The sequence below is a fragment of the Cobetia sp. D5 genome, assembly GCF_035666195.1.
Taxonomy (GTDB): domain Bacteria; phylum Pseudomonadota; class Gammaproteobacteria; order Pseudomonadales; family Halomonadaceae; genus Cobetia; species Cobetia amphilecti.
Genome location: NZ_CP142020.1, coordinates 4,222,419 through 4,233,985 on the forward strand (window position 1 = coordinate 4,222,419; position 11,567 = coordinate 4,233,985).

The 11,567-nt window shown below is 63.5% G+C and carries 8 protein-coding genes; 2 read left to right on the forward strand and 6 right to left on the reverse strand.

Annotation, left to right across the window (positions count from 1 at the left end):
• The first annotated feature begins 64 nt into the window (after positions 1-64).
• Both U0O11_RS17565 and rlmJ read left to right on the forward strand, forming a co-directional pair.
• Positions 65-727, forward strand: coding sequence for an OmpA family protein (locus U0O11_RS17565; RefSeq protein WP_043331663.1), 663 nt, complete (start codon positions 65-67; stop codon positions 725-727).
• A gap of 227 nt (positions 728-954) precedes the next feature.
• On the forward strand, positions 955-2,679 hold the full coding sequence (gene rlmJ, locus U0O11_RS17570; RefSeq protein WP_324690954.1) for a 23S rRNA (adenine(2030)-N(6))-methyltransferase RlmJ: 1,725 nt from the start codon (positions 955-957) through the stop codon (positions 2,677-2,679).
• Between the two features lie 207 nt (positions 2,680-2,886).
• Here rlmJ and U0O11_RS17575 read toward each other — a convergent pair whose 3' ends face one another.
• The 6 genes from U0O11_RS17575 to rpmH all read right to left on the reverse strand — a co-directional run bounded on the left by U0O11_RS17575 (position 2,887) and on the right by rpmH (position 10,682).
• Positions 2,887-4,704 (reverse strand): ABC transporter ATP-binding protein, encoded by a 1,818-nt coding sequence (locus U0O11_RS17575; RefSeq protein WP_324690955.1) that lies wholly within the window; start codon positions 4,702-4,704, stop codon positions 2,887-2,889.
• Positions 4,701-6,596 (reverse strand): ABC transporter ATP-binding protein, encoded by a 1,896-nt coding sequence (locus U0O11_RS17580; protein WP_324690957.1) that lies wholly within the window; start codon positions 6,594-6,596, stop codon positions 4,701-4,703. Before U0O11_RS17580 ends, U0O11_RS17575 begins: the two co-directional genes overlap by 4 nt.
• A 137-nt stretch (positions 6,597-6,733) precedes the next feature.
• A complete protein-coding gene (gene mnmE / locus U0O11_RS17585; protein WP_324690958.1) occupies positions 6,734-8,152 on the reverse strand; it encodes a tRNA uridine-5-carboxymethylaminomethyl(34) synthesis GTPase MnmE in 1,419 nt (472 codons plus the stop codon).
• Positions 8,153-8,362: 210 nt separating this feature from the next.
• Positions 8,363-10,027 (reverse strand): membrane protein insertase YidC, encoded by a 1,665-nt coding sequence (yidC, locus tag U0O11_RS17590; protein ID WP_043331659.1) that lies wholly within the window; start codon positions 10,025-10,027, stop codon positions 8,363-8,365.
• Between the two features lie 119 nt (positions 10,028-10,146).
• Positions 10,147-10,536 (reverse strand): ribonuclease P protein component, encoded by a 390-nt coding sequence (gene rnpA / locus U0O11_RS17595; protein ID WP_052384306.1) that lies wholly within the window; start codon positions 10,534-10,536, stop codon positions 10,147-10,149.
• Between the two features lie 11 nt (positions 10,537-10,547).
• Positions 10,548-10,682: a 50S ribosomal protein L34 gene (rpmH, locus tag U0O11_RS17600; protein WP_043331656.1), complete on the reverse strand. Its 135-nt coding sequence runs from the start codon at positions 10,680-10,682 to the stop codon at positions 10,548-10,550.
• Between the last annotated feature and the right edge of the window lie 885 nt (positions 10,683-11,567).

Sequence of the window (11,567 nt, forward strand, 5' to 3'; positions counted from 1 at the left end):
CATGACGATTATTTGCGCAATTGTCGTCTTGCCTTTAATGAGTGTGTAGATAGGGAGCGTTACCATGAAGAAGTCTGTACTCCTGGCCCTGCCGTTGGCAGCCGCCGTCGCGATGGCGGGTTGTTCCACGACCAACCCGTATACCAATGAGCAGCAGACCTCCAGTGCGGCGAAGGGTGCCGGCATCGGTGCGGTCGTCGGCGCAATCGCCGGGGCGACCAAGAGTGGTAACCATCGTCTCGACAAGGCGCTGATTGGCGCCGCTGCGGGTGCCGCCGCGGGCGGTGGTATCGGCTATTACATGGATGTTCAGGAAGCCAAGCTGCGTGATCAGCTGCAGGGCACCGGTGTCAGCGTGACCCGTGTCGGCGACCAGATCATCCTCAACATGCCGTCCAACGTCACCTTCGGTTCCGACTCCAGCACCCTGTCCGGCCAGATCCAGCCGGTCATGGATGGCGTCATCACCGTGCTCAAGGAATACGACGAGACTCGCGTCAACATCGCGGGCTATACCGATTCCACCGGTGCCAGCAACTACAACCAGAATCTGTCCGAGCTGCGTGCCCAGGCCGTCGGCAACTATCTGGCCAGTGGTGGCATCGCCTTCAACCGACTGAACATGCGCGGTTATGGTGAAGCCAGCCCGGTGGCATCCAACGACACCGCCTCCGGGCGCGCCCAGAACCGTCGCGTCGAGATCACGCTGACGCCGATGGAAAGCTGAGCCCCATCAGCTGTCATGGCGACATGACGGTGAATGACCACGAGGCCTGCGCATTTGCGTGGGCCTCGTTGCTTGGCAAGCACGGCTTTTGGGGTGACAAGTGATCATCTCTGCTATCCTTCAGCCCCTTCGGCGGCCTTGTCTGGTTTTCCTCTCGTCGCCGCCCCCCGATTTCTATCTGCTGCCTCGCTGGATGTGGCAGATATCGCCGTATCAAGGAGGCGCTCTTGCTCGCCTATCAGCACGCCTATCACGCTGGCAATTTTGCCGACCTGCACAAGCACCTGCTCGCCACCACCCTGGCCGAGCAGCTATTACGTAAAGAATCTCCCGTTACGTTTATCGACACTCACGCCGGTCGTGGCTGGTATCCGCTGGCGGCCCGCGAGACGGAACAGCTGCGCGAATACGAGCAGGGCGTTCTGCCGTTGTGGCAGGTGCGTGATCGCTGGTTGACCGATGCAGGTGAGCCGAAGTCCCCGTCAGCTGACAAGCCGCTGGCTCGCTGGCTGGCACGGCTGGCGGATATGCAGCCGGATGCCGCCAAGGGCAGCGCCAGCGAGCTGAGCGTCTATCCCGGTTCGCCCTGGTGGCTGAGCCAGTCGCTGCGTCGCGGCGATCGCCTGTTGGCCTATGAGCTGCATCCGGGCGAGATCTACCACTTCGATCAGGCGCCGGTGCAGCGTGACAGCCTCGGCAAGGTCATGCGTCGTCAGCAGGATGGTCTGTCCGGTCTGTTGGCGGCCGTGCCGGTCACCACGCCGCGCGTTGCCGTGTTGATCGACCCCAGCTATGAGCTGAAGAATGATTACCGTGATGTCGCCGAGGTCGTGGTCGAGACCCTGCGCAAGTCACGTCATGCCACCATCATGATCTGGTATCCGTTGCTGCCGGCGGGTCGTCAGCATGATCTGCTCGAGCGTCTCAAGAAGCATTCGCCGGCACCGATGTGGCGCAGTGAGCTGACGATCGATTCGCCGGAAGGCGAGCACGGCATGTACGGCTCCGGCATGCTGGTGATCAACCCGCCGTGGCAGTTCGATCGTCAGTTCTCCACCGCCATGCAGGAAGTGGTCGAGGTGCTCAAGGGCGCGCTGCCGGCTCCGCAGTCGGTTGCCGTCGAGCACAAGGGCCTGTGGTGGCTGTCGGAGGAAGTCGCCCGCGAACGCAACGAGCCCAAGCCAATGCCGCGTGAGCGCCTGCTGTCGCTGCGCAAGCTCAACCAGAAGGTCAAGCGCGACAGCGATGTCGAGGTGACCCAGGCCAAGCCCAAGCGCGAGAAGCTCAAGCGCGGTGAAGGCTGGGCCAAGCCTCGCGTGCGCAATGACAGTGCGACGCCCAAGGCCAAGGGCAAGCGTCATTCCGCGACTGCCAAGCCCAAGACCAGCATCAAGGCGCAGGTCAAGGATGAGGTGCATGGGCATTCCGCGCCGAGCCAGAAGCGCGTCAGCGAGAAACCTGCCGAGCGCAAGTCGACGGCCGCTGTCGAGCCGACTCGTCCGCGTGGCAAGGGCGAGACGGCAGGCAAGGGAGCGGGCAAGGATTCTGCCAGCTGGAGCGACTGGTCCTCCAGCGTGCCGGGCAAGGGCCGCCGCGAAGGCTCCACGCGGGTCAGCATGCGCAGCACGCCGGCGATCGGTCGTGATGGTCAGGTCAACCCGAACAGCACGACCAAACTGCCCAGAAAGTACGCGGCCAAGCAGCGTCCTGAAGACAACAAGGATGTCGGCAAGCCGCTGGATGCGCGTGAAGCGCGTGCCCTGCGTGAGAAGCAGGAAAGCAATGCCATGAGAGGCAAGGCTGCCAAGGGCGGCGCCAGCAAGGCAAATTCTGACAAGGCAGCCCCAGGCAAGGAAAGCTCTGGAAAGTCAGCAGCTGGCAAGGACAGCTCTGGCAAGACAGCGGCTGGCAAGAAACAGGGCAACAAGCCACGCGGCCCGCGCAAGCCGTGATGACAGGTGTGAACGCAGAACGCTGAGCGCCATATCAAGAGCTCGGACTGACAACGCCCCCACAGGCCATGCCTGTGGGGGCGTTTGCATTGTGGGGCGTCTAGATTGTGGGGCGTCTAGATTGTGGGGCGTCTAGATTGTGGGGCGTCTAGATCGCGGGGCCGCTTGCATCGTGGGGCGTTTGAATTGTGGTGACCAGTGGCCTGATCAGTGCGCGATGTCTTCTCGCCATAACCGCCGATAGAGGCCGGGTTCTGCCATCAGGGCATCATGGCTCCCCAGCTGGGTGATGCGGCCCTGTTCCAGCACCAGCAGGCGGTCCGCATCGCGCACCGTGGCCAGCCGGTGTGCCACCACGATCAAGGTCACTTCCCCGCGCAATTCATGCAGCGCCTGCTGCAACAGGGCTTCGGTATGGCTATCGATGCTGGCGGTGGCCTCATCCAGCAACAGCACGCGTGGCGTCGTGACCAGTGCGCGTCCGAGCGCCAGCAATTGGCGCTCTCCCGTGGAGAGACTGAGGCCGCGCTCGCCCAGCAAGGTGTCGAGCCCCAGCGGCAGACTATCGACCAGCGGCGCCAGATGCGCTTTGTGCAGGATCCGTGACAGGTGCTGCTGGCTGATCTCACGCCCCAGCAGCAGGTTGTCGCGCAGTGTCGTGGCGCGGATGAAGGGCTCCTGCGGGACGACGGCTATCGCGGTAGCGCGTTGTTGAGCCGACCACTCCATCAGCGGACGACCATCCAGCAGCAGCTGAGACGCCGGGGCAGGGCGCTGCCCGCTGAGCAGATCGAGCAGGGTGGACTTGCCGCTGCCCGTCGGGCCGACCACGCCGAGAAACTCACCGCTCTCGATGGCAAGCGTCAGTCCATTGAGGGCCGAACCCTCCGCACCCTGATGGTGGAAACCCAACTGCTCGAGCTGATAGTGACCACTCGCTATCACGGCATTGTCCGGGTGCCCACGCGTGGCTTTCCTCGCGGCGCGCGTGTCTGGCTCAGGCGTCTCGCGTGGCCGGTCCAGCACCTCTTCCAGCCGGCCTGTCGCCACCAGCGCCGACTGGAAGACCTGCAGTCGCTGCGTGATCTGGATCAGGGGCTCGCTGATGCGCCCCAACCAGGCGATGAACGCGTAGAGCACCCCCAGTTCCGCACCGCCCCCCAGTTCGCGCAGCCCGAACACTGCGACCAGCGAGAGCGTGATCAGCATCGCCATCAGGTCGATGGCCGAGCGCAACAGCAGCCCCGACACACGCACCGTGCGCATGCGCGCCTGATACTGGGAGACGTTGAGGTGGTGATAGCGCCGACTGAAGCGTTCGGTCTGGTCGCTTGCCTGCAGCACACTCATGCCGCCGATCGACTCGGCGATTCTGGCATTCTGCAAGGCACGCAGGCGGCGCACCTCGCGTGCAGCGCGCCCGGAGAAGCGCTGATACAGCCAGATCATGCCGATGGAGAGCGGGACCAGCGCCGTCGCGATCATCGCCAGGGTGCCATCCATCAGGGCCATCGCCGACAGGATGCCGATCAACAGCACCACATTGCCGATCAGTGTCGCCAGCACCCCGATATACAGCTCCTTGAGCGACTCGGTGTCGTTGGTCACGCGGGCCACCAATTCACCGGCGGCGATATTGTCGAGGGTCGATAGTGGCTGGTTAAGCAGGTGTGTGAAGACTCGCTCACGGATATCGCGCACGCTGGCGAGGGCCAGGCGGGCAAAACGCAGCTGCTGGAAATAGCGTCCGGCGGCGGCGCCCAGCTGGGTGATCACGTAGATGGCCACCAAGCCTGCCAGGGCCTCGGGGGCGAGGTTGCCGGGAATCAGGTAGTCATCCAGATAGCGCTGGGTCAGCCACGGGCCGAGCACATCCAGTACGGTCGCCGCGATAAGGATCAACAGTGCGCGCAGGACCTCTGCGCGGCGCCCGCCCAGCGGTTGCCAGAGCAATGCCAGTCGCCGTCGGCTGAGCAGGCGAGTGCCGCTGAGGGTGTCGGGTCGTGTCGCGGCATCGTGGCTCATGAGCGCTCCGCCTTGGCATCGTCTTCGCGGTTGACCTGCTGGGCCTGCCATAGGCGCCAGTAGGCGCCGCGGGCGGCCAGCAGGCTGGTGTGATCGCCCTGTTCCAGGATGCGCCCATCCTCGAGCACCAGGATCTGCTGGCAGGCCTGCACGGCAGACAGGCGATGGGAATTGATGATCAGCGTGCGCTTGAGGCCGTGGTGATCGGGTTGCTGCAGGCGCGCGAGAGTCTTCAGCAGGGTGCGTTCGGTGACCTGGTCGACCGCCGACAGGGTATCGTCCAGCAGCAGGATCGGCGCCTCGCTGAGCAGGCTGCGTGCCAATGCCAGCCGCTGACGCTGGCCGCCGGAGAGTGTGATGCCTCGCTCACCCACCAGCGTCTCCAGCCCCTGGGGGAGGCGGCGCAGATCTTCCTCGAAGGCTGCCGCGTGCAGCGCCTCTCGAATTCGCTCGTCGGAGGCCTCGGGGCAGGCGAGGGCGACATTGTCGGCTACCGAGAGCGCAAACAGGAACGGGTCCTGGGGGACCAGTGAGAACTGCTGGCGCCAGGTGGATAGTGTGTACTCACTCGCTTCTCTGCCACCGAGCGTCAAGACCCCTTGCTCAGGCGTCAGAGGCCAGCTGCGCGACAGCAGACGCAGCAAGGTGGACTTGCCACTGCCGGTCGCGCCGACGATCCCCAGACTCCCCCCTGCCGCCACCTGCAGGGAGAGGGGCCCGAGAGCACGTTGCTGGCTGCCCGGGTAGCTGAATTCATTGATTTCAAGGCGTAGTGAATGGTCACTGACTTCGTCCAGAGTGCCGCTGTCCTCAAGGGCTTGTGGCGCTGCGTGGAAGGTGGCCAGCCGCCGTGCGGCTGCCGCGCCGCGCTGCAGGATATTCAGGCACCAGCCAAGCGCGAACATCGGCCAGATCAGCTGCGCCAGATAGAGCGTGAAGCTGGTCAGTTGGCCCAGGGTGATGGCGTCATCCAGATAGCGCCAGCTACCCACGCCCAGCGTCAGCAGCGTCGCCGCCGAGAGTGCAATGAACACCACCGGATCAAAGGCCGCCTCCAGCTTCTGGACGCGATAATCGACGGCTTCGGCGGCGGCGGCACGCTGCGAGAATCTTGCGCCTTCATCCTCCAGCAAGGCATGGCTTCTGAGCATGCGAATGCCGGCGAAGGCTTCCTGGGTCTGGTCATTCAGGTCCGAGAAGCGCTCCAGCGATTCGCGGAAACGCTCTCCGATCCGTCGCGAGATACGTGCGAAGGCCCAGGCCATGAAGGGGAAGGGCAACAGGGCGAGCAGCGTCAGTGGCACATCGATGGCGATCAGCATGATGCCGAGCACCAGCACGAAGGTCATGGCGCCATCGACGCTGGACAGCACGCCTTCCGCGGCGGCCATCTCCACGGCATCGATGTCCTGACTGGCGTGCGCCATCAGGTCTCCGGTGCGATGGCGCTGATAGAAGCCGGGGTCCAGGCGCGTCAGCTTGGCATGGAAGGCATCACGCTGCTCCGTCCCCAGCTGATAGGCGGTGCCGAACAATGTCACGCGCCAGGCATAGCGCAGTGCATAGAGCGCGAGCCCCGCGCCTACCAGCCACAACAGGCGGCTCAGCAAGGCCTCGTGGTCGAGGCTGCCATCACGCAACGCATCGATGGTGGCGCCGATGGCCCACGGCAACAGCAGATTCAGCCCCGCGACCCCGATCAGGAACGCGATGGCCAGCAGATAGCGGGGCCAATGGCGGGTGAAGAAATCGAGCAGCAGGTGGCGCAACGGGGCCTCGGGGAGAGGCCCGGTGCTCAGTTCGGCGGCGGGGGCCGGCGGGAGAGAGGCACTGGAGTCACGGGACTCGCGATGGGCATCCTGCGGTCTGTTCGATGTCGCGCGTCCCGCCATGTCGGCTCCCGGTCTGCCTCTGCCCGCCTCCGCCACTCGGAGGGGTCGGCAGAGGCAGTATAACGAGAGGGAGACAGCCAGACGCAAGCACTGTCGGCAAGAGAGGCCGCCTGTGGGCGGGAGTCAGTTCGGCGCGATCACTTGCCGATGCAGAAGCTGCCGAAGATTTCCCCCAGCAGATCATCGGCGGAGAATTCGCCGGTGATCTCGGACAGCGCCATCTGGGCGGCACGCAGGTCTTCGGCCAGCAGCTCGCCGGCACCGGCGCCATGCAGCTGGGCGTCGCCGTTGTCGAGAGATTCGCCAGCGCGCTCCAGCGCATCCAGGTGGCGGCGGCGGGCGCTGAAGCGACCCTCTGCCGTGCCGGTGAAGCCCATGATGTCCTTGAGGTGATCGCGCAGCGCATCGAGGCCCTGATTGTCGCGCGCCGAGATGCGCACCACGCTGGCCTGGTGGCGTGCCAGCTCGGCATCACCATCCTGCGTTGCGGTGATGCCGGTCAGCCCCGGCGTCTCGCCGCTGGTGTCGATCTTGTTGCGGACCAGCGTCAGGCGTGACGGGTCCGGCAGGCGCGCGACGAATTCCGGCCAGATCTCCATCGGGTCCGTCGCCGAGGTAGTCGCGGCATCGACCAGCAGCAGGACGCGGTCCGCCTTCTCGATCTCGTCCCAGGCTCGCTGCACGCCGATGCGCTCGACGGCGTCCGGCGTGTCGCGCAGCCCGGCGGTATCGATGATATGCAGCGGCATGCCGTCGAGATGGATGTGCTCACGCAGCACGTCGCGGGTGGTGCCTTCGATATCGGTGACGATGGCGGTGTCCTGCTCGGTCAGCGCATTGAGCAGGCTCGACTTGCCGGCATTCGGGCGGCCGGCGATCACCACCGTCATCCCCTCGCGCATCAGAGCGCCCTGGTTGGCAGCGGCTCGCACGCCCACCAGCTCGGCCTTGACCTCATCGAGGCGCGCCGCGACATGGCCGTCGGCCAGGAAGTCGATTTCCTCTTCGGGGAAGTCGATGGCGGCCTCGACGTAGATGCGCAGCTCGATCAGGCGTTGCACCAGCGCGCTGACGCGCGTCGAGAACTCGCCCTTGAGCGAGCGCAGCGCATTTTCGGCCGCCGCGCGTGAGCTGGCGTCGATCAGGTCGGCGATGGCCTCGGCCTGGGCGAGATCCAGCTTGTCGTTCAGGAAGGCGCGCTCGCTGAATTCGCCCGGACGCGCCAGACGTGCGCCCAGCTGCACGCAGCGCTCCAGCAGCAGGTCCATGATCACCGGGCCGCCGTGCCCTTGCAGCTCCAGCACGTCCTCGCCGGTGAAGGAATTCGGGCCCTGGAAGTAGAGCGCGATGCCTTCGTCGAGGGCGATGGGGTTGCCCTGGGTATCCAGTCCCATGAAGGGACCATAGTGGGCACGGCGGGCCGGCGGGCATTGGCCCAGCATGGCCTGAGCGATGGCCTGACAGGCCGGACCGGAGACACGGATGATGCCGACGCCACCACGGCCGGGCGGAGTGGCCAGGGCCGCGATGGAGTCAGGCTGGTAGGCGGTAGACATGCACAAACCTCGGGCGCGAAGCCGGAATGAAGATGAAGGAGATGGCCGCTATTGTCGCGGCTGGAGGCCCGTGACAGCAAGCGGGGTGACGGGAAAGGCGCCTTGCGGCGGGAGTGTCGGCGCAGCCCCCGGTATCAGGGCCCTGAAACGCCACGACCCCCGCCGAGGCGAGGGTCGTGGGTGAGTCATGTCAGGCGAACCTGAAAGGCATCATGCGCCTTTCTTGGTTGGCTCGGCATTCTCGATCTGACGGGTGATGACGTACTGCTGAGCGATCGACAGCGTGTTGTTGACGATCCAGTACAGCACCAGACCTGCCGGGAACCACAGGAAGAAGAAGGTGAAGACGATCGGCAGCATCTTCATGATCTTCGCCTGGGTGGGGTCTGGAGGCGTCGGGTTCAGCTGCTGCTGGATGAACATCGTCAGGCCCATGATGATCGGCAGGATGAACAGCGGGTCCTTCACTGACAGATCCTGGATCCACAGCATGAACGGCGCGTGGCGCAGTTCGACGGATTCCATCAGCATCCAGTACAGGGCGATGAAGACCGGCATCTGGATCACGATCGGCAGACAGCCCCCCAGCGGATTGATCTTCTCCGTCTGGTAGAACTTCATCATCTCCTGGGAGACCTTCTGGCGGTCGCTGCCGTACTTCTCCTTGATGCGCTGCATCTCGGGGCCCATCTTGCGCATCTTGGCCATCGAGCGGTACGCGGTCGCGGACAGCGGGAACAGCACGACCTTGACCAGAACGGTCAGCAGGATGATGGAGGCACCCCAGTTGCCGACCAGCGCGTGGATGTGCTCCAGCAGCCAGAACAGCGGGTTGGCCAGGAACCACAGCCAGCCGAAGTCGACGACCAGTTCCAGGTAGGGAGCGGTCGCTTCCAGCTGGTCCTGATCCTTCGGGCCGACGAACAGGGTCGCGCCGAGCTCAGCCTGCTGACCCGCGGCGATCTGGGTCGTCGGGCTCGCGAAGGCGGCGACATTGCGGTTCTGCTTGTCGACGTTGGCGTAGTAGAGGTTCTTCTGGTTGTCAGCCGGCACCCAGGCAGACACGAAGTAATGCTGGATCATGGACACCCAGCCACCCTGGACGTCGACATTCTTGAAGCTGCCGTCCTGGATGTCTTCGAAATCGACCTTCTGGTAGTGGTTCTCTTCAGAAGAGAACGCCGCACCCAGATAGGACTTCATGCCCATACCGCCACCGGAGGTCGGGTCCGCGCTGTTGTCACGGGCCAGCTGACCGATGAAGCGAGCATTGACCGGCTGCTGTGACTGGTTGTCCAGCAGGTAGTCGACCTTGATCTGGTAGCTGTCCTGGCTGACGGTGAAGCGCTTGATGACCGCAACACCATTGATGTCGGCCTTCAGGTCCACTTGCAGGCTGTCGTCACCCTCGGCAAGGGTGTAGCTGTTGCTGTCGGCAGAGAAGGCGATACGGCCCTTGTGGCCATCCAGCTGCAGGCCGGACTTGGCCACGTAGCTGCGTGACTGATTGTCGGACAGCAGCACGAAGGGCGACTCGGAAGCGTTGTTCTGCTTGTGCTCGAGCAGCGCTGCATAGACCACGTCACCGCCCTGCGGATCGATACGCAGGTCCAGCACGTCAGTCTTGACTTCAATCAGGTTGTTGCTCGGGGTGCTTGCTGCGCTATCCGGCGTGGAGAGGCCGGTATCGCCATTGGCAGTCGTGCTGCTGCTTGGGGCTTCAAGGCCTTGCGCAGTGGCATTGGCGGCCTGAGAGGCAACCTGGGGAGCCTGTGTTTCCGCAGCCGGCTGGTCGTAGTCCTTGTTCCACTGGACCACCATCAGATAGGCGACAACCGCAAGCGGAATCACGAGGAGTAATCGTTTGACGTCCATGGTGTATACCCGTTGGAGGGTGAATCAATCTGGCGGGGAGTCAGATGAGTCCGGTCACGAACGGTAGGGCGTATAACGAAAAAAACGCCACATGCCGGACGCACCGGGCAGGTGTCGCGTCAGGCAGGTGGCGTTGACTTGGCCGCTTTCTGGCGTCTGGCGTCCTTCTCCAGACGAGCCCACATGCCGTCCAGCTGGCGATGCAGAGTCTCGTTGTCCAGCTCGGTCACGCCTCGCTTGGCCAGTACGACGATGTCGACGGCCGGAAGGCGCTGCTGGCGGAGGCGAATGGATTCGCGCGTCAGACGTTTGAGGCGGTTGCGATCTACGGCACGGCGCACGTTCTTCTTGCTGAACACCAACCCCAGGCGGGCATGTCCCAGGTCATTCGGACACGCCAGGGCCAGAAGCCCCTTGCCGTGTACCTTGAGGGTGGTGTGATCGAAGACGTGCCGGTAATCCCCGGCAGTCAGCAAGCGAAGCTGCCGGGGAAATCCCTGACGGGACATCCGGGCCTCGATCAGGCGCTCAGACGCTTACGGCCTTTCGCACGACGACGCTGGATGACCTCACGGCCACCTTTGGTCGCCATACGAGCACGGAAACCGTGTGTGCGCTTGCGCTTCAGGACGCTCGGCTGAAATGTGCGTTTCATAGCTGCTTCTTCCCACGTGGTTGTTTGGAAAAGGTCAACGAATGTTGCCCTGTATCCACATGAGGACAGGGCAGATTGGTCAGGGGCAGGGATTCTAGTGAATCTGCAAGTGGCTTGCAATGTCGCGTTGGAAGTTGTCCACAGCCCGTTCGCGGCATTTGACGACAGATATCGTCTACGCCGCCCGCCATATGGCGCTTCGTGTCTCACGCGGATCACGCGCAAGACAGGCCTTCGGGCACAAAAAAATTCGATTTGGCGTCCTTGAGCCAACAGGCACCGCTCGCCAGGCAAGCGATCAGCGCTTTTTCAGCGCTCAGTGGGGCTGAGTGATCGGCATCGCCCGCCATGGCGATGCACGGGAAGGCGCAAGTCCTGTGTTCGGTCGTGAGCCTCAAGGACTCGCGTTTCTGACGAGCGGTTGTGCACTCCCGACCCTGGCGTGTCAGGCGTGCCGAAAAGTCGCAGTGGATAACCCGGGATTCTGTCGGCGCGATCGCAGCCCCTCGCACCTCGCGTGATTCGAAGATCGCGGGGCTGCTGTCATTACTACAGAAAAGTAGTTCTGAATAACCAATAACTATTAAGGAAGGCAGTTGCTGTGGATAACCTGTTTTTTCCTATCTTGCTCAATTGTATGTCGATAGGACAGCTCTGGCGATAAGTGGTGGGCAACCTGCGTTCAGCCTGTGCATGGCCATGTGCATAACTGTCGTCTTGTCCACAGTTGAAATCTTGTGCGCGGATACTCCCCAGCCTGTCCCGATGCGGATACTTGAAGAATACCGATGTTGTCCACAGTGCTTTTTGCGGCAGATGTCGTGTGGATAACTCGTGGCTTGGCCTATACAATGGCCGCCCCTTCGACAACTGGATGTGAGGTCG